The sequence below is a fragment of the Marisediminicola sp. UYEF4 genome, assembly GCF_040546025.1.
GTDB lineage: Bacteria > Actinomycetota > Actinomycetes > Actinomycetales > Microbacteriaceae > Marisediminicola.
In genome coordinates, this window is record NZ_JBEPNA010000003.1 from 1 (window position 1) to 26,860 (window position 26,860).

Annotated in this window: 27 protein-coding genes; 12 read left to right on the forward strand and 15 right to left on the reverse strand. The window is 67.3% G+C overall.

The genetic code is table 11. The features are described from left to right. Window positions 1-251: 251 nt before the first annotated feature. From ABIB15_RS04340 to ABIB15_RS04365, 6 genes are all read right to left on the reverse strand, one after another. Window positions 252-1,910 (reverse strand): HNH endonuclease signature motif containing protein, encoded by a 1,659-nt coding sequence (locus tag ABIB15_RS04340; RefSeq protein ID WP_354475559.1) that lies wholly within the window; start codon window positions 1,908-1,910, stop codon window positions 252-254. Window positions 1,911-2,009: 99 nt separating this feature from the next. Further along, the gene (locus ABIB15_RS04345; RefSeq protein ID WP_354475561.1) at window positions 2,010-2,606 is read right to left on the reverse strand and encodes an energy-coupling factor transporter transmembrane component T family protein; all 597 of its coding nucleotides are present in this window, start codon (window positions 2,604-2,606) and stop codon (window positions 2,010-2,012) included. Between the two features lie 25 nt (window positions 2,607-2,631). Then, on the reverse strand, window positions 2,632-3,255 hold the full coding sequence (locus tag ABIB15_RS04350; RefSeq protein ID WP_502908912.1) for an energy-coupling factor ABC transporter ATP-binding protein: 624 nt from the start codon (window positions 3,253-3,255) through the stop codon (window positions 2,632-2,634). Window positions 3,256-3,320: 65 nt separating this feature from the next. After that, the gene (locus ABIB15_RS04355) at window positions 3,321-4,538 is read right to left on the reverse strand and encodes a thiolase family protein (RefSeq protein ID WP_354475565.1); all 1,218 of its coding nucleotides are present in this window, start codon (window positions 4,536-4,538) and stop codon (window positions 3,321-3,323) included. After that, entirely contained in the window at window positions 4,531-5,796 is a 1,266-nt protein-coding gene (locus tag ABIB15_RS04360; RefSeq protein ID WP_354475567.1) for an ANL family adenylate-forming protein, read from the reverse strand. Before ABIB15_RS04360 ends, ABIB15_RS04355 begins: the two co-directional genes overlap by 8 nt. After that, complete coding sequence (locus ABIB15_RS04365; RefSeq protein ID WP_354475569.1) at window positions 5,793-6,440, reverse strand: biotin transporter BioY; 648 nt, start codon at window positions 6,438-6,440, stop codon at window positions 5,793-5,795. Before ABIB15_RS04365 ends, ABIB15_RS04360 begins: the two co-directional genes overlap by 4 nt. A 75-nt stretch (window positions 6,441-6,515) precedes the next feature. Here ABIB15_RS04365 and ABIB15_RS04370 point away from each other — a divergent pair, with 75 nt between their 5' ends. Next, entirely contained in the window at window positions 6,516-7,157 is a 642-nt protein-coding gene (locus tag ABIB15_RS04370; RefSeq protein WP_354475570.1) for a TetR family transcriptional regulator, read from the forward strand. Between the two features lie 191 nt (window positions 7,158-7,348). On the opposite strand, the gene ABIB15_RS04375 is transcribed toward ABIB15_RS04370, so the two are convergent. Next, entirely contained in the window at window positions 7,349-7,960 is a 612-nt protein-coding gene (locus ABIB15_RS04375; RefSeq protein ID WP_354475571.1) for a TetR/AcrR family transcriptional regulator, read from the reverse strand. Window positions 7,961-8,068: 108 nt separating this feature from the next. Here ABIB15_RS04375 and ABIB15_RS04380 point away from each other — a divergent pair, with 108 nt between their 5' ends. Then, window positions 8,069-8,902 (forward strand): alpha/beta fold hydrolase, encoded by an 834-nt coding sequence (locus ABIB15_RS04380; protein ID WP_354475572.1) that lies wholly within the window; start codon window positions 8,069-8,071, stop codon window positions 8,900-8,902. 96 nt (window positions 8,903-8,998) lie between these two features. Here ABIB15_RS04380 and ABIB15_RS04385 read toward each other — a convergent pair whose 3' ends face one another. After that, entirely contained in the window at window positions 8,999-10,165 is a 1,167-nt protein-coding gene (locus ABIB15_RS04385) for a hypothetical protein (RefSeq protein ID WP_354475574.1), read from the reverse strand. A gap of 185 nt (window positions 10,166-10,350) precedes the next feature. Here ABIB15_RS04385 and ABIB15_RS04390 point away from each other — a divergent pair, with 185 nt between their 5' ends. Further along, window positions 10,351-10,938, forward strand: coding sequence for a PadR family transcriptional regulator (locus tag ABIB15_RS04390; RefSeq protein ID WP_354475985.1), 588 nt, complete (start codon window positions 10,351-10,353; stop codon window positions 10,936-10,938). A gap of 19 nt (window positions 10,939-10,957) precedes the next feature. On the opposite strand, the gene ABIB15_RS04395 is transcribed toward ABIB15_RS04390, so the two are convergent. From ABIB15_RS04395 to ABIB15_RS04415, 5 genes are all read right to left on the reverse strand, one after another. Beyond that, window positions 10,958-11,143: a hypothetical protein gene (locus tag ABIB15_RS04395; protein ID WP_354475575.1), complete on the reverse strand. Its 186-nt coding sequence runs from the start codon at window positions 11,141-11,143 to the stop codon at window positions 10,958-10,960. Window positions 11,144-11,249: 106 nt separating this feature from the next. Beyond that, window positions 11,250-12,593 carry a hypothetical protein gene (locus ABIB15_RS04400; RefSeq protein WP_354475577.1) on the reverse strand — a complete coding sequence of 448 codons (1,344 nt, stop codon included), beginning with the start codon at window positions 12,591-12,593 and terminating at the stop codon, window positions 11,250-11,252. A 64-nt stretch (window positions 12,594-12,657) separates the two neighbouring features. After that, window positions 12,658-14,703, reverse strand: coding sequence for a nuclease-related domain-containing DEAD/DEAH box helicase (locus ABIB15_RS04405; protein WP_354475578.1), 2,046 nt, complete (start codon window positions 14,701-14,703; stop codon window positions 12,658-12,660). Window positions 14,704-14,860: 157 nt separating this feature from the next. Next, the gene (locus tag ABIB15_RS04410; protein ID WP_354475579.1) at window positions 14,861-16,204 is read right to left on the reverse strand and encodes an MFS transporter; all 1,344 of its coding nucleotides are present in this window, start codon (window positions 16,202-16,204) and stop codon (window positions 14,861-14,863) included. Between the two features lie 104 nt (window positions 16,205-16,308). Continuing rightward, window positions 16,309-16,575, reverse strand: a complete 267-nt coding sequence (locus ABIB15_RS04415) for a DUF2277 domain-containing protein (protein ID WP_354475581.1) — start codon at window positions 16,573-16,575, stop codon at window positions 16,309-16,311. Window positions 16,576-16,730: 155 nt separating this feature from the next. Here ABIB15_RS04415 and ABIB15_RS04420 point away from each other — a divergent pair, with 155 nt between their 5' ends. Genes ABIB15_RS04420 through ABIB15_RS04460 form a run of 9 tightly spaced genes read left to right on the forward strand, consistent with a single transcriptional unit; the run spans window position 16,731 to window position 25,181 of the window. Beyond that, window positions 16,731-17,969, forward strand: coding sequence for an ROK family transcriptional regulator (locus ABIB15_RS04420; RefSeq protein WP_354475583.1), 1,239 nt, complete (start codon window positions 16,731-16,733; stop codon window positions 17,967-17,969). Between the two features lie 25 nt (window positions 17,970-17,994). Continuing rightward, entirely contained in the window at window positions 17,995-18,810 is an 816-nt protein-coding gene (locus tag ABIB15_RS04425) for an ABC transporter permease (RefSeq protein ID WP_354475585.1), read from the forward strand. Then, the gene (locus ABIB15_RS04430) at window positions 18,792-19,646 is read left to right on the forward strand and encodes an ABC transporter ATP-binding protein (protein WP_354475587.1); all 855 of its coding nucleotides are present in this window, start codon (window positions 18,792-18,794) and stop codon (window positions 19,644-19,646) included. The genes ABIB15_RS04425 and ABIB15_RS04430 overlap by 19 nt, the downstream gene beginning before the upstream one ends. Continuing rightward, entirely contained in the window at window positions 19,646-20,659 is a 1,014-nt protein-coding gene (locus ABIB15_RS04435; protein WP_354475588.1) for an aliphatic sulfonate ABC transporter substrate-binding protein, read from the forward strand. The genes ABIB15_RS04430 and ABIB15_RS04435 overlap by 1 nt, the downstream gene beginning before the upstream one ends. Next, window positions 20,659-22,155, forward strand: a complete 1,497-nt coding sequence (locus ABIB15_RS04440) for a sulfatase family protein (protein WP_354475590.1) — start codon at window positions 20,659-20,661, stop codon at window positions 22,153-22,155. Before ABIB15_RS04435 ends, ABIB15_RS04440 begins: the two co-directional genes overlap by 1 nt. A 6-nt stretch (window positions 22,156-22,161) precedes the next feature. Further along, on the forward strand, window positions 22,162-23,592 hold the full coding sequence (locus ABIB15_RS04445; RefSeq protein WP_354475592.1) for a sulfatase family protein: 1,431 nt from the start codon (window positions 22,162-22,164) through the stop codon (window positions 23,590-23,592). A 4-nt stretch (window positions 23,593-23,596) separates the two neighbouring features. After that, complete coding sequence (locus ABIB15_RS04450) at window positions 23,597-23,956, forward strand: YidH family protein (protein ID WP_354475593.1); 360 nt, start codon at window positions 23,597-23,599, stop codon at window positions 23,954-23,956. A gap of 5 nt (window positions 23,957-23,961) precedes the next feature. After that, complete coding sequence (locus tag ABIB15_RS04455) at window positions 23,962-24,303, forward strand: DUF202 domain-containing protein (protein ID WP_354475595.1); 342 nt, start codon at window positions 23,962-23,964, stop codon at window positions 24,301-24,303. Between the two features lie 8 nt (window positions 24,304-24,311). Beyond that, window positions 24,312-25,181, forward strand: coding sequence for a formylglycine-generating enzyme family protein (locus ABIB15_RS04460; protein ID WP_354475597.1), 870 nt, complete (start codon window positions 24,312-24,314; stop codon window positions 25,179-25,181). On the opposite strand, the gene ABIB15_RS04465 is transcribed toward ABIB15_RS04460, so the two are convergent. Next, window positions 25,182-25,706 carry a DUF1697 domain-containing protein gene (locus ABIB15_RS04465; protein WP_354475599.1) on the reverse strand — a complete coding sequence of 175 codons (525 nt, stop codon included), beginning with the start codon at window positions 25,704-25,706 and terminating at the stop codon, window positions 25,182-25,184. It lies immediately after the preceding gene. Next, window positions 25,706-26,830, reverse strand: coding sequence for an NYN domain-containing protein (locus tag ABIB15_RS04470; RefSeq protein ID WP_354475600.1), 1,125 nt, complete (start codon window positions 26,828-26,830; stop codon window positions 25,706-25,708). The genes ABIB15_RS04465 and ABIB15_RS04470 overlap by 1 nt, the downstream gene beginning before the upstream one ends. Between the last annotated feature and the right edge of the window lie 30 nt (window positions 26,831-26,860).

Consider the following 26,860-nt stretch of genomic DNA (forward strand, 5'->3'; position numbering starts at 1 on the left):
GGGGTTGCCGAGCGGGGTTGCCGAGCGGGGTTGCCGAGCGGGGTTGCCGAGCGGGGTTGCCGAGCGGGGTTGCCGAGCGGGGTTGCCGAGCGGGGTTGCCGAGCGGGGCTGCCGAGCGGGGCCTCGGAGGCCGAGTGGCCCGAGGTCGCCCGTTCGGCGTCGGAGCGCGCCCGCGGTACGCTCCGGCGGCACGCTCAACTGACTCAGGCACGCTCAACTGACTCAGGCACGCTCAACTGACTCAGGCACGCTCAACTCGCCTCGTCTTGGAGTAGGTCCAGCAGCGCCGCACTCTTGCTCGGGAGGAGCCGCGGGGTGCGGTCCGGGTCGACCGATGCCGGCGGAACAAGCCAGAATCCGTCGACGTCGCGGTAGATCTCCCAGTGATTGTTGTGCAGCAGCATGTGGTGATAGCGGCAGAGCAGAATCCCGTCGGCCAGGTCGGTCCCGCCGTTATCGCGAAGCCAGTGTTCGACATGGTGAGCTTCTGACCAGGACGGCGGTCTGTCGCAGTCGGTCCACCGGCATCCTCCGTCGCGCGCGGCGAGAGCGATTCGCTGCCGCGTCGTGAAGAGGCGTTGTTCGCGCCCGAGGTTCAGGGCCCGGCCATCGTCGTCGAACTCGATCGGCACGAAGCCGGACTCGCAGGCGATCCGCTCGACCGATTCGATCGTCAGGGGAATGTCGATGCCCTCGATTCGACCGTGCCCGGGGCATTCGAGTCGGGGGCTGTGGTCGGCCTGGGCGAGCGCCTGACGGCTACCCACGCCAGGTTTCACCTGCCGGTCGCTCGCCTGCCGGTCGTTCGCCTGCCGGTCGCCGTGCTGCCTGGTGGGTCCCCGCCGCGGGGCATCGTGCTGACCGGAATTGTTTCCCTGATGCTGACGCTCGCGATCGCCGTGGCGGGCGCCGCCGAGCGACTTCGCGGTCACCAGAACACGCACCGCGGGCTGTCTGGAGCCGATGATGTTGCGGCTGTCGGTCTTTTCGGATGCCACCGCGATGCGGAGGAGCTGCGTGACGGCGTCATGCACGTACTGCTCCGTCGTGCGCTCGTCGGCTGCGATCGCCTCGGCCCACTTCACGTCGGATTCGTCGACGAATCGGGGCCCGCCCCGGCGCGGCGACGTGAGCTTGTCGTAGACGTCGTCCCAGAAGGCTGCGGACTCGAGATCGGGGTCGATGATGTAGCGGCTCAGGCCGTTGCTGCGCCGCACCCGCCGCACCGATCGCGCATCTCGGATGGCCTGCTCCCGGAGCGCAATACCCGCCTCGTCGAGCTCGTCCCGAAGCTGGCGCGCTCGCCTGAGTAACTGGTCGGCGTTGAGAGTCGACGACTCGCCCAGCAGGACACCGGCCGCCTCGGCAAGTGAGTCCGCGCTGACGCCGACCTCGCTGGCCCCCGCCGACTCAACGAGCAGAGGGACGCCGAGCCCGGTGCGGATCGCGTTCGCCGCATCGAGCGAGAGCGCACCGGAGGCGACCGCGGCGGCCACCGCGACGAGCCACGGCTCCTGCGGGCCGGGCCGCGCCTCATCGGCCGGGGTGCCGTCGGGCGAGATCGGGTTGCTGAGGGCGTCGTGCACGAATGTGCCGACGCGCACGAGGGTGGATGCCTCGCGCGCGGTCGATCCGGTCGTGTGCTGGACGAGTGCCTCCGGGGTGCGGAAGCCGAGTCGCTGCGCGAGCCCCTTGTACCCGAGATCGCGCCGTGACCGCTCGCCGATCTCGCCGGCCACGATCGAGGCGCAGGAGTCGACCGATCGGCGGATCTCGGCGAGGGCCCGCTGTGCATCGAGCAACTGGTCGTCGGCGAGTGAGACCATCGTCGGGATCGACGCGCCGAGGTTCGCTGCAGCGGCGCGCGCGGCGGCGAGCGATTCAGCGAATACATCTACGACTATTGACATGAAATAATTCTCGCAGCTTAGAACATATATGTGAATAGCGGTCACGAATCTGTGGAGAAGTTCTTCAATCGCCACCTGTGGAGGAGAAGACGCGCCCCGCTACTCCACGCCGCGCGCGATCAGCGCGTCGGCAAGGTCGTCGGAGTGCTTCAGGGACATCACGAGCAGTGGAACCACGAAGGTCCCGACCCGCAGCGGCACGCCGCGCGCGCGCTGCGCCTCACGAATGGATGCGGCGAATCCGGCGATCACCGGAATCGCCGTGATCGTCATCGCGAGGAGCAGCCCGACGCTTGCCGGGTTCACCCCGAATCGCCGGAGCGGCGCAAGAGCGCGCTCGGTCGCATCAAGCAGCTCCGGGATGCGGGTGGTGAGGGTGATGAGCGCGGCGAGCACGATCACGGCGAGAACCCGGCCGGTGTTCGCCACCGCGACGAGCGGCGGCAGGAACACGAGCTGCGCGAGCAGCATCACGAGCATGACCCAGCGCACGACGACGACCTGACGGAGAAGGTCGCGCACGCGAAGACCCGCGAGCAGATACCCGCCGACCACGAAGGCGAACACGATGGGGAGGGCCCACGCGCTTCGCGCCACGAGGGTGATCGCCAGCGTCAGCGCCATGAACGTCAACACCTTGCGGCCAGCGGGCATCCGATGGATCACGCTCGTGCCGCGCACGTAGAGCGCGATCACGCGTGCTCCCGCTCGTAGCGCGCGATCACGCGTGCTCCCGCTCGTAGCGCGCGATCACGTCGCGGGGATCGCCGCACTCCAGCATCCGCCCCTGCTCGAATCTCAGCACGATGTCGCAGCGGGCCGCCAGGCTCATGTCGTGGGTTACGAGCACGAGCTGCTGTGGAAGTTCGTCGAGCAGGTGGTTGCCGATGCGCCGGGTGTTCGCCGCGTCGAGCAGCGCGGTCGGCTCGTCGGCGACCACGAGGTCGGGCTCCCGGATCAGGATCGCACCGAGCGCGAGCAGCTGCTTCTGCCCGCCGGAGAGGGTGTGCGCCGGCGCGTCGGCGAGGGCGGCGAGGCCGTACGTCGCGAGGTTCAGCGCGACCCGGTCTGCGACTTCGGAGCGGGGCAGGCCCTGCCCCCGAAGCGAGAACGCGACGTCTTCGGCGACGGTCGGCATGACGATCTGCGCGTCCGGGTTGCTGAAGATGAAGCCGACCCGGCGGCGGAGCTGCTTCGCGTCGCGAACGGTGTCGAGCCCGTGAACCCGAACCGCCCCGCTGCTCGGGGCGACCAGGCCGTTGAGCATGCGCGCGAAGGTCGACTTGCCCGAGCCGTTCGACCCGATCACCGCGATGCGGCGCTCGGTCAGCACCACGGAGACCATGCGCAGCGCAGTCCGTTCGGCGAATTCGACCGAGACGGCGTCGAATGCGATCGACGGATGCCCCGTCACCGCACGACCTCGAACAGCGCGGCGACTCCCATGCCGCCGCCGATGGCCGCGGTCGCGATGCCGAGGGTGCCCGCCGGGGCATCGCCTCGCACGAGTCGGGAGAACAGGCGCACGACCCCGACGGCTCCGCTTGCGCCCCACGGATGCCCGAGCGCGAGAGCACCGCCGTCGGCGCAGACCCGCGGATCGACGGCGCCGTCGCGAACCAGCCCGAGTAGCTGTAGCACGGCGAGGGTCTGCGCGGCGAAGGCCTCGACGATCTCGAACGCGCCGATGTCGGCGAGGTTCAGGGCCCTCTCCTCGAGCATCCGGGCTACGGCGGCGACAGGGCCGATTCCGGGCAGTGCGGGGTCGCATCCGACGGTCGCGTGAGCGAGCAGGGCAAGCCCGGGCGCGGCGCCGCGGGCGTCGGCCGGAACGATCGCGACCGCGGCAGCGCCATCGCTGATCCTGCACGAGTTGCCCGCCGTGACAGTGCCGCCGTCGACGGTACCGTCCACCTCTCCCGATGCCGCGGGATACAGCGCCCGGAACCGGCCCATCATCGCCGGCATGCTCGCACGCGGTCCATCATCACGCCGCACCCCGTCGACCTCGACGATCTCCCGGTCGAATCGTCCGAGCCTCTGTGCGCCGACAGCGAGGCGGTGGCTGCGGGCAGCGTAGGCATCCTGGCTTCCCCGATCGATCCCGTGAACGAGCGCGAGGGCCTGCGCCGCTGGCCCCATCTCCGGATCGGGAAACCCGGTCGGAGCGAACGCCGCCCGCGCGTACGCGATGCCGTCGGCCAGTCGGGTCGGCGCCGTCGAGGCGCTCTCGACGCCGCCCGCGAGCTGCAGGCGGTCGTCGCCAGCCCGAATCGCGTCGCCCGCCGCGATGATCGCCGACAGCCCGCTCCCGCACTGCCGGTCGAGGGTCATCCCCGGCACTGCCACGTCGATCCCGGCGGCCAGCGCCGCGAGCCGGGCGACGTTGCCGCCTGGCCCCATGCAGTTGCCGAGCACGACGTCCCCGATCGACAGGTGGGCGGATGGATCCCCGTCGCTCTGGGTACCGCCAATCCTCGACCCGATCGCGCGGCCAGCATCCTCTGCGCACGCGCGCAGCACGGGGGCCGCGAGCTGCTCCGCGGTGATCCGGGCGAGCCGCGCCCCTTTCGTCGTGATCGGCGTGCGCCGAGCCGCGACGATGACGGGCATCCGTTCGTCAGGCAAGCCTCTCCACCTCCCCGTTCAGTGCCGCGTCCCGAACCCGGGCTCGAGCGGGCTTGCCTGCGGTGGTGCGGGGGAGGTCGTCGGTCCAGAACCAGCGCCGCGGCACGTGCGAGGGGGTAAGCCGGATGCCGGCCTGCTCCCGCAACTCGTGCACGGACAGCCGTTGCCGCCCCGGGGTCATCTCCACGAGCGCGGCGACGAGTGACCCCACCCCGGTGTTCGGGACGCCGAAGACCACCGCGTCCTCGATCCCGTCGATCCCGCGCAGGGCGGCCTCGACGTCCTCGGGGACCACGGTCGCGGCCGCAGTCAGGATCGCGCCATCCCGGCGGCCCCGGAATCGCAGCGCACCCTTTGGGCCGCCCCCGGTAACGGCCGCCCCGCCCTCGACCAGGTCACCGACCGTGGCCCAGCCCCGATCGTCGCGCCGCAGCGCCCCCGAGGCGCCGCCGAGGTAGCCCGACGCGAGATAGGGCGAGCGCACCCACAGTTCCCCGTCCCGCACGCTGGCCTCGACGCCGGGGAACGGGCGAAAACCGCTCCCATCGGCATCCACGGCCACAAACGAGAGCTCGGCCGCTCCGTAGTAGGAGACGACCCGGATGCCTCGCGCGGCGGCTCGTTCTCGCAGGGCGGGGTCGAGGTGGGCGCCGCCCACGAGTGCGACCCGCAGCCGGTGCCCGGCACCCGCGTCGATCGTGTCGACGACGGCGCGCAGCGCGTGCGGGGTGCCGTGGAGCACGGTGGCGTGCGCGAGGTCGGCGGGGCAGACCGAGTGCGTGCGCGGCAGAAGAATCGCGGCGCCGACGCATCGGGCGTGGGCGACCGAGAAGAGGGACAGCGATGACGCGAGCGGCGCCGGGAGGTAGACGGCGTCGCGTATGCCGAGGTCGAGCAGGTCGGTCACGGCCGCGAACGACGCGGACCATGACTGCTCCGACCGCAGGATCACCCGAGGGCTGCCGCTGCTTCCCGAGCTGAAGGTGGCCCACGCGGTACCGGGGAGCGGGTCGTCGCCGGCCAGCGCACGCAGCCCGGCGCGATACTCCGAATCCCACCGGTCGTCCGCGACGAGCGGAATCCCGCCGAGCGAGCGCACCGCGAGCGCCGAGGCAAGCGCTCCGATGCGGTCCGCGTCGAGAACGGGGACAATGCGGCCGCGCACATCCTCCGGGCTGAATGAGGCGGCACGCGCCCGAAGCTGCGTCTCGGTCAGCGAGGCCGACCCGCACAGCACCGAGGCGCGCTCGGCGGTCACTCGATCGTCTCGCTCTGCCGTGCCGGGGGAGCGTCGGATGTCGCCGCCGACCCCGTCCGCGTCGAACCGCGGCCGCTCGCCTCGAGGCGGAACGCACGTGGATAGGCGCGCCAGAGCGCCACCGTGATGACGGTCGCGACGACGACCTTCACGATGTCGCCGGGCAGGAAGACCGCGCTGGTCAGAGCTGTCTGCGGAAGCGGGAGCTGGGTGATGAGCGACTGTAGCGGGATGCCGAAGGTGTAGACGACGAGGATGCCGCCGACGAAGCATCCGAGGGCCGTCCACCACCACGTCGGCCGCCGCCCGCCGGCCCGCACGATCGCACCCACGACGAACGCCCCGAAGACCCAGCCGATGAGGTAGCCGACCGACGGGCCGACGAACACCCCGACGCCGCCGCGGCCACCCGATAACAGCGGCAACCCCACGAACACGAGCGCGAGAAAGGTCAGCACCGCCGCCGCGCCACGCCACGAGCCGAGCACGGCGCCGGCGAGCATCACCCCGAGGGTCTGGGCGGTGATGGGCACCGCGCCCCCGAATGCCGGAATCGCGCCCGGAATTCCCAGCACCGCGATGATCGCGGCGAAGATCGCGATTCTGGTGATGTCGCGGATATCGATGCGAACCCTACTAGTCACTGTGCTTCCATCCTCATCTGCCACCTGAACGGCGTTCACCTGAACACCGTTCATGCTAGTGGTATGTTCAAGGCGATGACGAACAATGACAGCTCCGGGTCGCGGTACACGCGCCACTCGCGTGGCGACGTCGTCGCTGCGGCGCTCGCCATCCTCGACCAGCACGGCCTGCCCGATCTGACCATGCGCCGCCTCGCGGCCACCCTCGATGTGCAGCCGAGCGCGCTCTACTGGCACTTCGCGAACAAGCAGACTCTGCTGGCCTCGGTCGCCGACCAGATCGTCGCCAGGGCGCGTCCCGCCGGCACCGACGGCGGCTGGGCCGATGCGACACGGGCCGAGGCGGATACCCTGCGGGACGCTCTGCTCGCGTTCCGGGACGGCGCCGAAGTCGTCTCGAGCACCCTCGCGCTCGGCCTCGGCGCTGGCGAGGCGATGACGCGGCTCACCGGAGCGATCGACGGCGGGGCGTTTGACCGGCGCACGAGCGAGATCGCCGCGGCGGCAGTGCTCCACTTCGTTCTCGGGCACGTGTCGCACGAGCAGCAGCGGCTCCAGGCCGACAGTCTGGGCGTCGTGGACGCCGGGCAGTCGGCAGACCCGGCGGATTTCGCGAACCCAGCACGCGGCCGCGAGGCCTTCGACTTCGGCATCACCCTGCTGCTCACCGGATTGGCCGAGTTGGCCCCGGCCCGCCTGCGCGAGTCGCCGGCGTAGGCTGCTCCGGCCCGGCCCGCCCCGCGAGTCGCCGGGCGCGGGCTCGCTTGGGCCACCGATCCTCGAACTGCCCAAAATGGTCGACTCTGCGGCCTGCGAGGCGACACATGTGGGCGACTCGCGTGGGGGAGATGGGTGCGCCGCCTCCTACCGGGCCTCCAACCCGAGGCTGCACCCCCTCGACAGGCGCGCTATCGCGCCTGCGTTCCGAGCGCCGCGTCGATCAGCGTCACTGCCGCTGCCCGGGCGTCAGCCGCGCTGTCTGCTCCCGAGATTGCCGCGGTTGTCTGTGCGCCTTCGGCGAGAAGTGCGAGTTGCGGGGCGAGGAAGGCCGGGGCTCCGGCATCCGCTGCGAGCTCGGCGAGGTAGTGCTGGAACTGCTGCTTATGAGCGCGGGCGATCTCCGCGATGCGGGGGCTCTTGCCGCCGAGTTCCCCGAATGAGTTGATGAACACGCACCCACGAAAGCCGTCGCTCGCAAACCACTCCCCGAGGAAGTCGAAGATTGCCAGCAGCTTGTCCCGTGGCGTGGGTGCGCGCCGGGCTGCGGTGTCGAGACCAGTCGTCCACTTCTCGTGCCGCGCCGCGAGCACCTGCTCGACGATGGCCTCCTTGGAGGGGAATAGCTGATAGAGACGCTTGAGCCCGATGCCCGCATCCCGGCTCAGGGTGTCCATCCCGACCGATTGGATGCCGCGAGCGTAGAAGAGGTCGCCCGCGGCGGCGATCGCCTTCGCGCGGGCACTGGCGTCGTCGATGACGGAGGCCCGGGTCTTTGCGGCAACGGCTGGTGCGGGGTTCATTGGTTTCTCGGCTCTCACCGTTCACTTGACATCGAAAACGTTCGTTCTCTATAGTAGCCCACAACGAAGAAAACGATCGTTTTCTCACTTGAGCAGAGGAGCAGGCACATGGCATTCATCACTGTCGGTCGCGAGAACAGCACCAATATCGACCTCTACTACGAGGACCACGGCAGTGGCCAGCCCGTCGTGCTCATCCACGGTTACCCGCTCGACGGTCACTCGTGGGAGAAGCAGTCCGAAGCGCTTCTGACAGCCGGGTACCGGGTAATCACCTACGACCGCCGCGGCTTCGGTCAGTCAAGCCAGCCCACGGTTGGCTATGACTACGACACCTTCGCCGCCGACCTCAACACCGTGCTCGAGACACTCGACCTCACCGATGCGGTGCTCGTCGGCTTCTCGATGGGCACTGGGGAGGTCGGGCGCTACCTCGGGACCTACGGATCGACGCGGGTGGCGAAGGCCGCGTTCCTCGCCTCCCTCGAGCCGTTCCTGCTGCAGACCGACGATAACCCGGCCGGGGTTCCGCAGTCCGTCTTCGACGGCATCCTGCAATCCTCGACGACTGACCGCTACTCCTGGTTCGACGGTTTCTATGAGAACTTTTACAACCTCGACGAGAACCTCGGCAACAGGATCTCGGAGGCCGCCGTCCGCGGCAGCTGGAATGTGGCGGCTGGCGCATCCTGGTTCGCCTCCTCTGCGGTCGTTCCCACATGGCTGACCGATTTCCGCGGCGACATCCCGAAGATCGACGTTCCCACGCTCATCGTGCACGGCACGGCCGACCGCATCCTGCCGATCGACTCCACCGGACGCGAGTTCACCAAGCTGCTGCCCGAGGCCGAGTACGTCGAGATCGAGGGCGCCCCGCACGGGATGCTCTGGACCCACGCCGCCGAGATCAACGAAGTGTTGCTCCGCTTCCTCGCGAAGTAGTGCGCGACCGACAGTCGCGAACGCGCGAGCGTTCGCGGCTGTGTGGGTCGGACGCGGGCGTCGCCGTCGACGGTGCGCGGCAGGGGATACCGGGGGCTACGTGCCCGCTCTGTGTGTGAACAGCTCTCGAGACCACACGGCCACGACCAGGGAGGGAAGCAGCATCCCCCAATAATCGCCCGCGATCGCATTTGCGGTGACGAAACCGACAGCGAAAATCATCACCGAGACGACGACTGCCATCGACCAGCGCGGATACGTCGTGCGGAATCGCCTCCACCTTGTGCCCGCGGGCTTCCCCCGTCCGGACCTCATCGATTTCCTGAATGCCTGCCACTTCGTCGCCGGTTCCACAATCATGAACTCGTCGAGTTCCGAGATGTGAGTCACTCCCTCGGCCACCTCCGCCACGGTCGGGCCGATGCCGAGGATCTCGGTCAGGAGGGTGAGCGACTGGGAGGTGGGTTCCTGCTGGCGAAAAAGGATTCGGAGCCGTTCTGCCCGGTCGGCATCCAGGCCGAACCGCTGGACCCAGACCTCGTGCTCGTCGTGGGCGGGCAGCGGCACGGAGTACTCGGCAACAGTGAGGCCGGCGGCATCGCGGTGCCACGGCTCCGATGGGTCCACGATGAGGGGCTTCCCTCGCCACAGGTGGACGTACGGCTCTTGTCGAAAGAACATTCCGGCGCCGCGGGCGGTACCGGAAGTCCACATCATCACCTCCGACTCGACGAGCCACGCTCCCGAGTCGAGGGTTGACTGGGGGTCGACGGATTCGGACACCACGCAACCGCCATGCACCTTTGCCCACGCAAGCGGACGTCCCACGGCCCCCGCGACGATTCCAAAGAGTTCGGGTGCGTCGAGCTTCGAGAACCACGCAATGGATTCGGCCCGTCCCGGGAGGAGCCTGGGGTCGGATGCTGGCGCGGCCGAGCCGGCCCCGTCGTACACGTCCTCGCCCCAGACGACGTCGGTTTCGAGCTGTCGGGCGATCGCGCCAACGAGGGCGGTGAGGGGTCGGGGCCGCCACTGAAGTGTCGGCGTATCTACCTCCACGGACAGGGACTGCGCACGGCCGTCCGTGGGCAGCAGGATCTCCGCCCACTGCTGGTCGCCCCAGTCGTCGACCGTCACTACCGCGGGCTGGTGCATTTCGAGAAGCGCCGCGGTCAGATCCTTGGTTGCCACCGTGCTCGTGAGCCGGGCGTAGACCACCTCGATCCCAAACGGGAAGGTGTCCGTTACAGTGCTCTCGCTCATGCGCCCCGCCGATCACAACGCCTGGATGTGGCGAATGCTCATGACCCTATCCGCTGTGAAGCAGTCTTGTGTCGATTCATTTAACGATATATCGTTAACGCATCGTAGAACTTCTGCGATGCTCGCAACCCGAGCAGAACGAAAGGGTGCCTGCGACCATGAAACGCAATCACTTCACACCTCCCATGCACGGCGGCAACTTTCCCGTGCGCTTCCACCACGACGGCTCGGGCCACGGCGGCCCACGCGGCTTCGGCCCCGACTTCTCCGCCGGTTTCCCCGGCCCCGGCTTCGGGCGCGGCTTCGGCGGTGGCTTCGGGCCGCGCGGCCCCCGGCGGGCGAACAAGGGCGACATCCGCTCCGTCATCCTGTCGCTCCTGGCCGACGGCCCGTCGAACGGCTACGGCCTCATTAAGGCGATCGCCGAGCGCACTGGCGGCGCCTGGCGACCGAGCCCCGGCTCCGTCTACCCGACGCTGCAGCAACTCGTCGACGAGGAGCTCATCGTCTCGACCGGCGATGGTCGCAAGACGGAGTTCGACCTCACTGACGCCGGCCGCGCGCACGTCGCCGAGCGGGCCGCCGAGCTCAAGTCGGCCTGGGACGCGACGCCGGTGCCCTCGGAGGCGTCGAAAACGTTCTTCGAGAGCGTTGGCAACCTCATGGGCGTCGTGCACCAGTTCCGCAGCGCAGCGACTGACGAACAGAAGACGGCCGCCGCGAAGCAGCTCGACGAGACGCGCAAGGCGCTGTACCGGATCCTCGCCGAGTAATCGCTCGCCGACGGCCGGGTCATGCGAGGTGGGATGTAGCCGCCTCGTCGGCCGTCGTCCGTGACGGATCCACGACGACCGACGCGGGATCGCGCTGGCGAGGGATCAGTGCGACGCCGAGGGCGCCGCCGCCGATGCCGGTCGTCAGCCGGGTCGGCAGATCGAGGTTGCCGGCAGCATGCGAGCAAGCACCAGGCATCGCCATCCCGGGCGTCCGCCGGTGCACCGCAGTTGTTCGGCCCTGCCGAGGAGCGCGCCCGTCGCGAAGCCGGGGAGCAGTCCATTGGCACGCACCGCGGCGGGGCCTGGAATCACATCAAATCGTTGTCCTGGGACGACAGCGCATTGGACGCGAGCGCGCCATCGATGTTCGGTTCGATGTCCACCTCCGAGTTGGAGCGCAGGCGCGGAGGCGCCGCCGACCATGCTTTCAGCTTCTGACCCACGTCCCCATAGGTCGTATCGATCGCGTGCAGCATCGAGTCGATGAAGGAGCCACGGATGCCGTTTCGCTTCGATCCGAGCGGGTGAGTCTGCGCGATCCGGAACATCCGGATCTCTTTCTTGGGGTCATGGACGAGTTTGAGGGGTGCATCTCGCACGTCTCTGAGTAACTCCGCAGTTCCCGCACGGCTGCCCTTCACAAAGGCCTCGATTCGCACGGTCTCCGGTGCATCCTTGAGTTGACGCAACGCCCAATTCACGCGTGTGGTGGGTTTGCCCTCCTTCGGTGCATCGATGTCGAAGTGGCAGGTGATCTTGTTGGAGCGCAGATCGGCGGTGATTTCAAGCGGCGCGATGGCGTTGGGAATCCTAATCGAGGTGGACAGCGCGCCTGAGCCGACGAGCGATTCAACCAACGCGTCCATCCGGGCCGCCGGATCGTTCTGGAGAGCACGGCTGACAACTGGCGTCACCTCGGCGCCGAGCTGACGCCCGAGCTTGAGACACGCGAAACGGATCAGGGCGTCGAACCGGCTCGCGATCTCCAAGGCGCCCTTGTCGTTCTTGCGGAGGGTGCCAGCAGCCACGGCTTCGCGGACAGGAACCCAGCTGGGACCCATGTCGTCGAACGACAGCGCTCCCGATTTCGGGTGCTCCAGATAGCGAATCAACTCCCCGAGAATCCAGGCCTGATCGGGATCGGCGACCCCACGAAACTCCTTCTGCATCACGGCGTGCGTCAGTACTTCCGACCACGACCAGTGATGGAGACCCACCTTCTTGAGCTTTCGCTTGTCGACCGTTGTCGGGTGAACGCCCGCGGCGGGCGGAATCTCATTCGAGATCGTGATCAACGCGTCGAAGCCGTGCGCCCGAGCCACATCGAGATAGTTCTCCAGCTGCTCCGCAGCGAGAACGTTCGTGCCGGTCTTGACCTCGACGAGTGCAGTCCACTGCTTCTGGCCCCACTTTGCACGAATCAGTCCATCAGGATAGACCTTCTTCTCGCCCAGAAGGAATGGGACTTCGATGAAAGTGGCCAGCTGACCGGCTGGGGCGCCCAGAGGTCCGGTGAGTGTGCGTGCAAACTCCTTGACCGACGCCATCACCGCGAGCAGCGCTGATGTTGCGCGTCGCTCTTGCTCCTCCGCGCCGTTGATCCCCGAGGTGGGAATCAACCGCGCCACATTCCAGGATTGCTCTTCGGTCACTGTTGCTCCTTTGCATTGAATTTACAACCGCTGTCGATGGTTCGAACCGAGATTGACTCGCGCGCTATCCGCAGACGCCGACCCACAGCCCATCGCGGGCCCGCGTCATCGCGACATAGAGCTCGCGCCGCTGGATCTCCTTCGCTTCATCGCCGCGAGCAGGCGAATCGAGAAGCGAGGCCGGCACCCGCGCGAGCAGCACCTGCTTGAACTCGAGGCCCTTCGCGCGCTTCACCGTGCCCACCTTGACCGCGTCGGACGGCGTGCCGTTATAGCTGGTGAGCTCGACCGTGGGGATGCCGGCAGCGGACAGTGCCGTGAGGGCTGCGGCGACGCCCCAGGTCGTGAGACAGAGAACGCCGATGTCGCCGAGCGGCCCGGCTCCCCGCACCCGCGCCACGAGGGCAGCGTCATGCGCCTGGCGTGAGGCGAAGCGGTCGGAGACGGGAGAGTCGCCCGAGCGGGAGACGTTCGTGATGCGGTCACCGGCCTCGACCAGGCCCTCGATGTCGGTGAACTCGTCGTCGGCCACGAGGGCGGCGGCGAACGCGGCGATCTCGCGGGTGTTGCGGTAGTTGGTGGTCATGACGACGCCGCGGCCCGCGATCGAGACGCCCGCTTCGGCGAGGGTGAACCCGCCCGGGTAGATGGACTGCTGGCCGTCACCGATCAGGGTGAGGCCGTCGGGGGAATCGCCAACCAGCATGTGCAGCATCCGCACCATCGCGCAGGACAGATCCTGCGCCTCGTCGATGATCACGCCGCCCCAGCCGGCGAGGGGCATCTCGCGCAGGGACGCCTCGGCCTGGAGGATCACATCGTCGAAGTCGTGGATGCCGCGCTGTTTCAGTCCCGCCTCGTAGGCGGTGAAGAGCTGCCAGACGGCTCGTCGCTGATCCACCCCGAGCGGCCGCCGCCGCCCCGTTCTGGCGAGGTCCGCGTACTGCTCGAACGTGCTGAGCCCGCGCCCCTTGATCACCTTGCTGAGCTCGTCCCGCCAATACTGCTTATTGGAGTCGGCCCTGCCGAGGGTGCCGGGCGCGCCGTGCTGCTGCCACAGCGCGGTGAAGAGGGCGTCGGCCTCCTTCGGTGCCAGGTTCAGCCGCACGCCGCGCTGGCTCAGCAGCCGCCGGGCGAACGAGTGCACCCCGGCGAACTCGACCCGATCCACCGCCTCCGGGGCGAGGCGGCGCAGGAGGCTCGACAGGACGGAGGGCAGCGTGCTGACGAAGGTCGTCACGAGGATCTTGTCCGGCTGGGACCTGGCGAGGTAGGCCGCCCGGTGCAGCCCCATGACGGTCTTGCCCGTGCCGGCCGCGCCGCGGATGCGGGACGGCCCGCCGAAATTGCGCCGCACCAGCTTCGCCTGCTCCGGGTGCAGGAACGCCATCCACTCCTCGATCGGCGCGGCCAGGAGACCGGCGAGAAGCACCTCGGTGACATCCTCGACCGAGACGAGCGGCTCGGGCGCGGCCTCGGCAAGAGGGGGCTGCGGAATGCTGAGGTCGAGTTTCGTCGGCGCCTCGCCGAGCACGGGGAAGTGGCGCATGGCGACGCCGAGCACGGTGTTCGCCTGCACCGGCGTCAGCCGCACGCCGCGGGAGTTGATGTGCTTGGCGGCCTGGCGCTCGCCGACGACGATGAGCGATCCGACCTCGGTCGGCGGCACGTTGCGATTCGCGAGCACCACGACGACGTGGACCTCACCGGGGGCAAGGCCATGCTCCGCCATCACCGCCTCCGTGCCCCAGGCGAGGTCGGCGAGTCCCGCGAGGTCATCGGTCACGTCGGCCTGCCCGCGGAAGATCCGACCGCCGGCGATCTGCACCTCGGCCCACGACTTGGTATCGACGATGAAGAGGCCGCCCGGTCCCACCAGCACATGATCGACCTGTGCCTTGCGCGATCCCGGCCAGCCGCGGTCGTGCAGAAACGTGTATCCGGCGGCGGTCAGCGGGGCAAGGCTGCCGGCCACCTGGCGCTCGGTATGATGGGCGATCATCCACCGTTGGGCCATCGAGCGTGCCTCGATCGCGAGCCGCTCGTGCTCCGTCGCCTGGGCTTGCAGTCGCCGTGCTTCGGTTCCCGCCGACTGCCCCGCTGCGCTCACAATGCGTCCCCCATTGCCGGCGGTCGAGGCTCGGCCTTCCTCGATCTCAGTCTGCCGGTCCTGCTGAGCGAAAGACAGTTTTTAGCTGTGGCCAGTTGTGGGGGTAGGGACCCGTCTGGCCAAGCCTGAGGCGCGACCTGCTCGAGCAGCGAATCGCCTACGGCTGAGGATCCAACGCGTCGTACTCCCTCAGCGAGCGCGTCACTCGCAGGATGACGGCCGCCGCCACCACGATGACCAGGCCACCCAGCAGCGGCGGGAACCACAACAGGGCGGTGAGGCTCAGCACGCCGACATAGAGGTCGCCGACCCGCGGGCCGCCCGTCACGACGACGGTGAAGATGCCCTGCAGCCGGCCGCGCATCTCGTCCGGAACGGCCGCCTGCAGCATCGTGTTGCGGAAGATCATGCTCACGTTGTCGGCCGCCCCCGAGAGGGCCAGCAGCACGCACGCCGCGACGAGTGCCGGCAGGCTGGCATCCGCGATGTCCGGTCCCACGGCGTGCGGAACCAGCGCCGTCACGAGCAGCACGACGCCGAAGAGCAGAATGCTCGCCCCATACCCGGCGACCGCGACCGCCATCGCGATGCCCTGCCGCCGGATGCCGCCGAGCCTGCCCGAGAACACGCTGATCAGCAGCACCCCGACCGCGACCGCCGACGTCAGGATGCCCACGGTGACGGCGCCGCCTCCGATGAGCAGCGCCCCGACGGCGGGCAGCAGCACCCGCGGGTTGCCGAACGTCATGGCGAAAATGTCGATGAGGAAGGAGGCGCGGATGTTCGGCGCCTCCTTCAGGAAGCGGATGCCGCCGACGATGGTACGCAGGTTGGGCTTGCGCTTCTCGCCCTCCGGCAGCGTGCCGGGCAACGTGTAGAGCCCGTAGAACGCGGCGAGGAACAGCACCGCGTCGATCGTGTACGTCCAGCTGACTCCCGCGTAGGCCACGAGAACGCCCGCGAGGGCCGGGCCCACGGTCAGCATGATTCCGCCGGCCATGCCGCCGAGCGCTCCGGCGGCGGGCAGCAGCTCGCGGCGGATGAGCCTCGGCACAATGGCCTGCCGGGCCACATGGACCATGGTGGAGGCGACGGTGTTCACGGTGATCAGCGCGTAGAGCGGCCACAGCTGCGTCACGTCGAGCCACGACACCGCCGCGAGTGCGAGCACCGAGCCCCACGCCACGACGGCGGCGAGCAGGGCGACCTTGCGGCGGTCGAACGAGTCCGCGAGTGCGCCACCGTAGAGGCCGGCGAGAATCATGGGCACGAGCGCGAAGGCGGCGACGAGCGAGACCGCGAGGGTCGACGAAGTGAGTTCGTAGATGTGCAGCCCGACCGCCACGATGGTGAGCTGGCTGCCGATGCCGGTGATCAGACCGCCAACCCACATCCGCGCGAACGCGGGGCTTTCGCGCAGTGGCGCCAGATCGACGAAGTGGCCGCGGACGCCCTCTGGGGCGGTGGCGCGTTCCGGATCGAGGGGCAGCTGGTCAGTCACAACTTAATTCACGCTACACCGCCGGCGCCACCGCGAGGCTCCCGTGGATGCTGGAGTGAGTCCCGCTCGACGGTCTCAAGGAGTCGGGGTTGGCGACGACCGCACTACCCGAACCTCGCCACGGATCGGGCCTTCGCCTTCTCGGCCTCGACGGCGCGGTCCTTCGGCGGGGCGACGGCGACGAGGTCGTCGAGCAGGTGACGGGTCACATGGGCGATTTCCTCGACAGCCTGGGTGAACGTGTCGGTGTTGGCTTTCGACGGCGTGGTGGTTCCGCTGATCTTGCGCACGTACTGCAGAGCGGCGGCGTGCACCTCATCGTCGTTCGCGGCGGGCTCGAAGTTGTGGAGGGTGTGGATGTTTCGACACATGCTTCGAGATTAAGCGCGCGGGGCGGGCATTGCCAGTGCTGCGGGACCCTCCATCGACGGCACCGAAATGGCCATTTCGTCGCCGGGCGAACTAATTCGGAGATTTTTTTGCCGGTATGTTGACGGAAAAATTGGGGTCCTCTTATCGTTGGTGGGTGTCCAAGCCCAACGGAGTGCACGCACTCGTCCGACGAACCCACGAAGAGCGGGTGCTCGCCCTGTTGCGCGAGCGCGGCGCGCTCCGCCGTGCGGAAATCGCCAACCAAGTCGGCCTTTCCCGTACTACGTTGTCGGAGATCGCAAATAGCCTCCTGGAGCGCCGCGCCATCGTCGTCGTGGACACGGATGCGGTGTCGCGTGAGGGGAGCGGGCGCCCAGCGGAGCGGCTCGCGCTCGACCCCGCGTCTGGCCAGTTTCTGGGACTCGACTTCGGTCACCGTCGCGTGCACGTCGCGGTAGCCGATGCATCGCACGAGATCATCGCGTCAGGGTTGGTGCGCTATTCTGCGGACACCTCCTGGACCGACCGCATGGACTCGGCGTTCGCACTGATCGACGGGCTGATGGAGCAGACGGGAGTGCATTTCGGCGCCCTCCAAGGAATCGGAATCGGCGTCGTCGGCCCCTTCTCATCCCTTCCCAAGGGGCGCGTTGCCGAAGCGCAGAATGCCCGCTGGGAGGTGAGCGAGCTCGTCGAGGCCGCCTTCGCGAAGCGCTTTGACGCCCCCGTCATCGTCGACAACAACAGCCGCTTCGCCGCACTGGCCGAGGCGATCAGCGGTAACGCCGACAACATCAATGACCTGATCTACGTGCGCCTCTCCGACGGCATCGGCGGTGGGCTAGTCGTCGGAGGGCGCCTCATCACCGGCTCGGCGGGGTTCGCGGGCGAGGTCGGCCACATCGTCGTTCGCCCCGACGGGGGCATCGACTGCCGCTGCGGAAAGCGGGGATGCCTCGAAACGGTCGCATCGGTTCCCGCCATCCTCCGGGAGTGCGGCAGCCGGGGTGTCCCACTCGACAACCTCGAGGAGTTGCAGGCAGCGGTCACTCGGGCCGACCCGATCGTCAACGGCGTGCTAATGGATGCCGGCAGCGACCTCGGTCGCGTCCTCGGCGCCTTGGCGGTCGCGCTCAACCCCTCTGACATCGTCATCGGCGGCCACATCGCGACGATTGCGCCCGCCATTGTGCAACAGGTCACGACCACTCTCACCTACGAACTCTTCTCATTCCAAGCAGCCACTCCGGACATCCGGGTCACCAGGCTGAGCGATGACGATGGCGCGCTCGGAGCGCTCGCAGCGCTGTTCCACCAATCACCACTTCTCGCCAGTTACCCGGCACCGGCAGCTCCCGCCAGCGCCCCCCATCTCCAAAGGAGCATTTCATGATCAACGCGACGACGGAATGCGGCGCATGACGACACTTAATGCGGCGCCCGAGACCGCAGCAATCGCAACCGAGGCGCGCGCCCAGTCGGGTGGAGTCCTCCGCCGGCGGATGCTGCTGCTCAATGTTGTGTCAGTCATCGCTGGCATCGGTATCTGGTGGGCTCTCGCGCTCAACGGGTTCAACTTCCCGGCCCCGCCCGAGGTTGTGGCGAAGGCCGGGCAGCTCCTCGCCAACGGTTCGCTCCAGGCCGACATCGTCGCGAGCCTCGGCCGCGTCCTGACCGGTTTCGGATTGGGCACGGCCGTCGCGATCCCGGTCGGGTTCCTGATGGGTTGGTACACCACGGCCCGGGGCCTGATCGAACCGTGGGTGCAGTTCTTCCGGACGATTCCTCCGCTCGCCATCATCCCCCTCGCGATCGTACTCATGGGCATCGACGAGGCGCCGAAGATCTTCGTGATCTTCCTAGCCGCCTTCCTGGCGTGTGTGATCTCCACATTCCAAGGCGTCGTCAACGTCGACAAGACGCTCATCAACGCGGCCAGGGTACTCGGAGCCAAGGACGGCCGCATCTTCGTCCGAGTCGTCATCCCGGCATCGACGCCGTTCATCCTCGTCGGGATGCGGGTGGGACTCGGCTCGGCCTGGGCGACCCTGGTTGCCGCCGAGCTCATCGCCGCCCAGCAGGGACTCGGCTACCGAATGCAGAACGCGCAGCTCTACTACGACCTCGCGACGATCTTCGTCGCCCTCATCACGATTGGGATCCTTGGGCTGCTCATGGACCGGATCCTTCTCTTCGCCGAACGCAAACTCACGGGATGGCAGGAACGCCGATGATCGCCACAAGCACGACCGAGTCGAAGATCTCGGTCAGAGGAGTGACCAAGGTCTTCCCGCTCGGCACAGAGACCTTCGTCGCACTGGACAACGTCTCCCTCGACATCGCAGACAACGAGTTCGTCACCGTGGTCGGCCCATCGGGCTGTGGCAAGAGCACGATGATGAACATCCTTGCCGGCCTTGAGGAGCCGACGAGCGGCGAGGCTCTGGTGGACCGCGAGCGCGTCTCAGGTCCCGGGCCCGAGCGTGGCGTGATATTCCAGCAGTATGCACTGTTCCCCTGGCTCACGGTGCGAAAGAACGTGGAGTTCGGGCTCGCCACCGCACGGGTCTCGAAGGCGGAGCGCCGAGAGCGCGCCGACTACTTCATCCGCATGGTGGGACTGGAGCAGTTCGCGGATGCCCTCCCGAAGATGCTCTCGGGTGGGATGAAGCAACGCTGTGCCATTGCCAGGGCGTACGCGGTGAACCCGTCGATCCTCCTCATGGACGAGCCGTTCGGTGCGCTCGACGCCCTCACACGAGTGAAGCTCCAAGAGCAGCTCCTCGAGACCTGGAGCAAGGAAAAGCGCACAGTGATGTTCATCACACACGACGTCGACGAGGCGGTATTCCTTGCCAACCGCGTGGTCATTATGGCCGCCCGTCCCGGCCGCATCTACGACATCGTCGAGGTCAACCTTCCCTATCCGCGCACTGAGGAGATGCGGTTGAGCCCCGAGTTCACAGAACTGCGAAACCGCGTCTGGCACTCCGTCTACCACCAAGAGCCCGGCCGCACGGCCGACACAACGCCGTCAAGAGCGATGGCACCAACTGAAAAGGAAATCTGATGACATACACGAGGAAGATGCTCGGCGCCGTTGCCGCTAGTGTCGCCGTCATGCTGGGCATGGCCGGATGTGCGACCGAGAGCGGAAACGCGACGGTCGACGGCGAGGCCGTGGAGATGATCGATGTGCGCTTCGGCTATATCGGTGACTTCAACGGCACGAGCCTTCTGGCCGTCGCCGAGAGCGAAGGGTTCTGGGAAGATCACGGAATCAGCATCGAGACCACCTCGTTCACCAATGGGCCGCTGCAGATTCAGGCTCTCGGCACCGGCGACCTCGACTTCGGCTATATCGGCCCGGGCGCAATGTGGCTTCCCGCCTCTGGCGAGGCCAAGGTCGTCGCGATCAACACCCTCGGCAACGCGGACCGTGTCATCGCGCACGCGGGCATCGACTCGATCGAAGACCTGCGCGGCAAGAAGGTGGCCGTTCCGGAAGGTACCTCCGGCGACATGATCCTCACCCTCGCCCTCGAGCGAGCGGGCATGACCAAGCAGGACGTGGAATTCGTTCCCATGGACCCCGCAACGCTGGTGTCGGCTTTCTCCTCCAACGCCGTTGATGCGGCAGGGTTCTGGTATCCCGCAATCGCGACGATCAAGGAACAGGTTCCCGATCTGGTCGAGCTCGCTAAGAACAGCGACTTCTCGGACGAGGTGTCATTCCCGACGGCGTTCGTGGCCGGCACGGACGTTGTCGAAGGCGACGAGGAAATGATGACCCGGGTGCTTGGCGCGCTGCGCGACGCCATCGAGTTCCGTAGCGCGAATATGGAGGAGACCATTCAACTGACCGCCGACTTCCTTGCGATCGACGCGGACCAGGTAGCGGCCGATGCAGGCAATGTCGAAGTCCTCTCGCTCGAAGAGCTCGATGCGATGACCGCAGATGGGACGATCGAGCGCTGGCTCTCGGGGATGAACGACTATTTCGTTGGCGCAGGAAAGCTCACCGACCCGCTGGACCCCTCGGAGTATTACACCGGCGATCTCTTCCTGAGCGCAGGGGAGTAATGAGCAAGGCGAGCAACATCCTCTTTCTAATGACCGACCAGCACCGCGTCGACACGCTCGGTGCCTACGGAAATCGGCTGGCCGCAACTCCCGTTCTGGACGAATTGGCGAGAACGGGAACACGGTTCGACCGCTGGTACACGCCGACAGCAATCTGCACGCCGGCGAGGGCGAGCCTGCTCACCGGGCAGGCTCCCTTCCGGCACAAAGTTCTAGCCAACCATGAGCGTAACGTCGGCTATCTGGAGGATCTGCCCGACGGGCAGTTCACCTTCTCGGAGGCGTTGCGGGACAAGGGCTACAACTGCGGCTTGATCGGAAAATGGCACATCGGAAACCACAAGCGGGCCGCCGACTTGGGCTTCGACGGCCCCGATCTGCCCGGCTGGCACAACCCGGTCGAGAATGAGGACTACCTCGCCTATCTCAGCGAGAACGGACTGCCTCCGTATGAGATCAGCGACCGTGTTCGCGGCGTGCTGCCGAACGGCGGGCCAGGCAACCTGTTAGCCGCTCGGCTGCACCAACCGGTCGAGGCGACCTTCGAGTATTACCTGGCGACCCGAGCGATCGAGTTGTTGGAGCGCTACGCAGCGGATGCGGAGGAGTCGGGCACACCGTTTTTCCTTGAGCTCAGCTTCTATGGCCCGCACCTGCCCTACATCGTTCCCAATGAATACTTCGACATGTTCGATCCTGAACAGATCGAGCTGCCGAAGTCGATCTCCGAGGACTTCGTGGGCAAGCCTCCCGTGCAGAAGAACTACAGCGCGCACTGGACGTTCGACACAATGCCGCTCGCGGTGTCCCGCAAGCTGATCGCGGTCTATTGGGGCTACGTGGCCCTGATCGACAAGCAGATAGGGCGCGTGATCGAGGCAATGGAGCGACTCGGTCTCACCGGTGACACCGCCGTCTTCTTCACGTGCGACCACGGCGAGTTCACCGGCTCGCATCGGCTGCACGATAAGGGACCGGCGATGTACGAGGACATCTACCGCACGCCAGGGCTCCTGCGTGTGCCCGGCGCCCCCGCCGGAATCGTGCGCACCGAGTTCGTCAGCCTGATGGATGCGACGGCCACGATTCTCGAGCTGGCAGGGATTGACCCGTCTCTAGCAGTCGACTCGCGCAGCCTAATGCCGCTCGTGCGCGGCGAGGAGGTGGACTGGCAGGAAGACATCGTGTGCGAGTTCCACGGTCACCATTTTCCCTACCCCCAGCGGATGCTGCGTAATGACAGGTACAAGCTTGTCGTCAACCCGGATTCGGTCAACGAGTTGTACGACCTCGAAATTGACCCCGACGAGCTGGTGAACGGCTACGAACAGGCGGGCATGGCAGAGATCAGGGCGAGCATGATGCGCCGGCTCTATGCCCTGCTGGTCGAGCGCGGCGACAACTTCTACCACTGGATGACCTCCATGTACGAAGTCGGCGATGTGCTGCACGATCCGACGCTTAGCGGTCTCGATGAGTCGACCTACCAGAAATAGCCCGGTATGACAGCTCCCACACCCCGCCCCAACATCGTAATGATCCTCACGGATGATCACGCGTCGCACTCCATCAGCTCCTATGGGTCAGTAATCAATCGCACGCCGCGCATAGACGAGATCGCGGAGAACGGTTGGCTGCTGGAGAACTGCTTCGCGACCAACGCGCTGTGCTCGCCGAGCAGGGCGTCGATTCTCACCGGTACGTATTCTCACGTCAACGGCGTCACAACGCTGCTGACCCACATCGACGCGAGCCAACCGACCTTCGTCAGCCAGCTCCGCGATGCGGGCTACCGCACTGGAATCGTGGGCAAGTGGCACATGGGCGACGGCGAAGGCCATGACCCGCAGGGCTTCGACTACTGGGATGTGCTCATCGATCAGGGTGAGTACTTCAACCCGCGATTCCTCTCGAAGGACGGGGTGCGAATCGTCGAGGGGTACGCGACCGACGTGATCACCGATCTCTCCACGGCGTGGGTCGAGAGCCTTGAGGGCGATGCGCCGTGGTGCCTGCTGGTCTACCACAAGGCACCGCACCGGCCGTGGGAACCCGACGAGAAGCACGCGGGCATGTACTCCGAACCGATCCCGGTCCCCTCGACCTTCTTTGACGACCATGAGGGCCGATCGGCGTCGACGAAGCGCGCGACCATGCGGATCGCGGAGTTCCTGGCCACCGAGGACCTCAAGCAAGAGGTACCAGCCGGTCTCACCTATGGGCAGATGGCGCTGTGGAAGTATCAGCGCTACCTTGAGGACTACTTGGCGTGCGTCGCCTCCATCGATGACAACGTCGGACGCCTGACCGACTGGCTTCGCGCGAGGGGTGAGTTCGACGACACGCTCATGATGTATTCGAGCGACCAGGGCTTCTTCCTCGGCGACCACGGCTGGTTCGACAAGCGCTTCATGTACGAAGAGGCGCTGCGGATGCCGCTGCTGCTCAGCTACCCGCGGGCGCTCTCCGGCGGCAACCTGCACTCCGGCATCGTCACGAACGTCGACTTCGCCCAGACGATCCTCGACGCCGCGAGTGTCGAGCACCATCCGCGGATGCAGGGTCGGAGCTTCTGGGGGGACATGACCGGGGTCGACTCGAACCCGCCCGCCGAGGGGGTCTACTACCGCTACTGGGAGAACGACGACATCAACCACCGCGCGCCGGCGCACTACGGGTACCGCGACGATCGCTACAAGATCATCTACTTCTACAACGACGGCCTCGGAGTGCCCGGCTCGGGCCGGTTCAACTATCCGCCGGAATGGGAGATGTACGATCTCAACACCGACCCCGAAGAACTGGTCAACGTGATCGAGGCCCCCGATTACCGGGAAGTCCGAACGCGGATGACGCAGGCCCTCTGGCAGGCGCAGGCCGCAGTGGGAGACATCCCGCACGCCGGCCAGCCGCGCCCCACCGGTATGCTCTGACCACATGAGATCACGGTTCCCGCGCGGGGTATTCGAGCTGGGCGACGAGCCCGATCCGCGCTTCAGCCTCGCGAACGAGCGCACCTTTCTAGCCTGGATTCGCACTTCGCTCGCGCTGCTGCTCGCCGGCGTCGCGCTGGAAGCGCTGGATGCCCCGATCCAGGCCGAGCTCCGCCTCGCCTCCGCGCTCATCTTCATCGCCCTGGGCCTGGTGTCGATCGTGCACGCCTGGTGGTCCTGGGCCGCGACCGAGCGGTCGATGCGGATGGCGCGGCCGCTGCCGGGCCTCGCGATCGGCGCCGTGATCACCAGTGGTGCCGCCATCGCAATCGTTGGCATCATCGTCGGGAGCCTGCTGGTGTGAGCGGGATGAGAATTTTCGAGTCGGGACTGCAGCTAGAGCGCACGCTGCTCGCATGGCGTCGCACCTGCCTCGTCCTCGGGCTTGGAGTCGCCGTCTCCATCCGGTTCGGGGCGATCGCCGACCCGCTGATGGCATTGTTGGTCGGGGTGCCCGGTCTCGCGCTCGCCGGAGGCGCCTATGCGCTCACCTCGATTCGCTACCACCGCTCCACGCGGGCTATGTTGAACGACCCAACCGCCGCCATCAGCGAGGGCGGGGCCATCGCGGCGGTGACGCTGGTCGCACTGTTGGTTGGGGTCGCCGCCCTCGTCTTCGTCGTGTCCCGGTCGGAGGTGCTGTGGAGATAGTCCTAGGAATGGTCGAGCTTGCGGGCGGCACGTTCCGCATGGGGTCGACGGCGTTCTATCCCGAGGAATCCCCAGTGATCGAGGTCACCGTCGGTCCGTTCGAGATCGATCGGGCAGCAGTGACCAACCGAAAGTTCGCGCGATTCGTTGACGAGACCGGCTACGTGACCGTCGCCGAGCGCGAACTGGATCCTGCAAATTTTCCCGGAGTGCAGTATCTCGACACCGCACCAGGGTCCCTCGTCTTCACCCCGACACCCGGCCCCGTCGACTTGGGCGACTGGCGGCAGTGGTGGCGTTGGACCCCCGGTGCGTGGTGGCGGGGCCCGGGTGGCCCCGGAACCTCGATCGACGGGCGGGACGAGCATCCGGTCGTCCAGGTCAATTTCGAGGACGCGACACGCTATGCCGAATGGGCGGGCAAGAGGCTGCCCACGGAGGCGGAGTGGGAGTTCGCGGCACGCGGCGGTCTCAACGGCGCCACTTTCGCGTGGGGCGAGGAGCCGCAGCGCGAGGGGCGGCTCAAGGCGAACACCTGGCAAGGAGCGTTCCCGTATCGCAACGCGGGAGCCCTTGGCTGGGTGGGAACATCGCCGGTGGGCAGCTTCCCGCCCAACGGGTACGGGCTCGTCGACATGACCGGGAACGTGTGGGAGTGGACGTCAACTCCATGGGCGGCGCGGCACACTGCGCCGTCGAGTTGTTCGTGCAGCCCGACCACAGCAGACCCAAGCGCCGGTCGGGTGCTCAAGGGTGGCTCGCACCTTTGCGCCCCCGAGTACTGCTTGCGCTATCGTCCCGCTGCCCGGTCGCACCAGTCCGACGACTCGGCCACGACGCACATAGGATTCCGGTGCGCTCGCGACGCACCGAGCTGATTACTCCGCCCGGATGTCCCGAGTGAGGGCGACGAGCTTCGTCATCGTGTTCATGTTCCGCACTGTGACCGGGCCGAGCGATTTCGGCAGCGTGAGCTTCGACCGACCCATGCCGTCTGGGTAATGCAGGTAGAGTTCCCGCTCGCCGGCCACAACCTGTTCACCGCCGGGCGTCGGGATTCCGTCGACGATCGAGGCGGGCACGGGTTCGTGCGCGAGCGCGACTCCCACCTTCGCTCCCTCGGCGTCAGGAAACGGGTTGGCCAGCACCACTCGCTCGAGTTCGGCCGCTGTGCGGATGATGACCTGGGCAGGCGTGCCGAGCTCGTCGGTGAGCGCCATCTCGAGTGCCGTTCGCGCAGCATCCGCCGACCACGGTGACGAGAAGACGACGTTGCCGCTCTGGATGAAGGTGCGCACGTTCCCGAGCCCGAGGCCGGTGCAGAGTTGCGCGAGCCGCGCCATCGGCAGTGTGCCGGTGCCGCCGACGTTGACCGCTCGCAACAGCGCGACGTAGACGGTCATCAGCCCTTGACGCGGGCCCGTGCCCGCAGCTTGATGCGACCGGCGAGCTCGTCCTTGCCCACGAGCACGACGGAATCGCGGCTCTTCACGAAGTCGGAGAAGCTCCTGAAACCGAGCGCCTTCTCGTTGAACGAGGGGTCCATGCGCTGCATCTGGCTCTTCACGCCGCCGCTGTGCAGCCACTCGTCGTCGCTCTTCGCGTGGCTCAGCCGCATGGCTCGCACCAGGAGTTCGGTCACATCGGTGCCCCGCTCGGGGCTGTCGGCGGCGGATTCCTCCTCGGCGACCTCGCGCTCGGCCTCGGTCGGCTCGTCGAGCTCGCTGAAAATCGCATCGGTCGCGGTGGGCTTTTTACCGACCGACGACGCGCGCCTGGATGCCGGGGCCTTGCGCTTCGGCGCCTGCGCGGCCTCGCCGGCAGCATCCGCCGCCGATTCGACCGAAGCCGCCGGCGTCGCCGCTGTTGTCGGCTCGGCGGATGCCGCCGGCTCGACCGCGGGCGCGCGCTGAGACCTTCGCTCCCGGGGCGACTCGCGCTCCTCGTCGTCCTCCTCCTCGACGCCGGGCAGCTCGCCGTAGTAGGCGAACTCGTTGCACGCCGCAGCCAGCTGCTTGCTCGTCGCACCGGCGACGCCGATTCCCACGACGTGGCGGCCGAGCCGCTTGCACCGCTGCGCGAGAGGGATGAAGTCGGAGTCGCCCGCGACGATGACCACATGGGTGATGTCGGGCAGCCGGAACATGTCCTCGACGACGTCGACCGACAAGCGGATGTCCGCGCCGTTCTTCGTGTACTGCGCCGTCGGGAACAGCTGGGTCAGATCGATCGCGCGGTCGACGAGCTGCCGGCGATAGCGGGAATTGGCCGGCACCGACCAGTCGGCGAAGGCGCGGCTGATCACCACGGTGCCGAACGAGGTGGCGTAGTCGATGATTGCGCCAACGTCGACGATCGCCCGCAGCGCCTGCTCCTTCGCCTTGGCGTCGGTGGGCTCGCCGTCGGATCCGTTGCGCGCCTTGTCGGCCATGAACTTGCCCCGACCATAGACCTGGTCGTAGCGCGAGATGACAATGTTGTCGAAGTCGATGTAGACGGCGACGCGAGGGTCGGATGCTTCGGCCATGGGTGTCCTTGTCAGTCGGGCAGTAGTTGC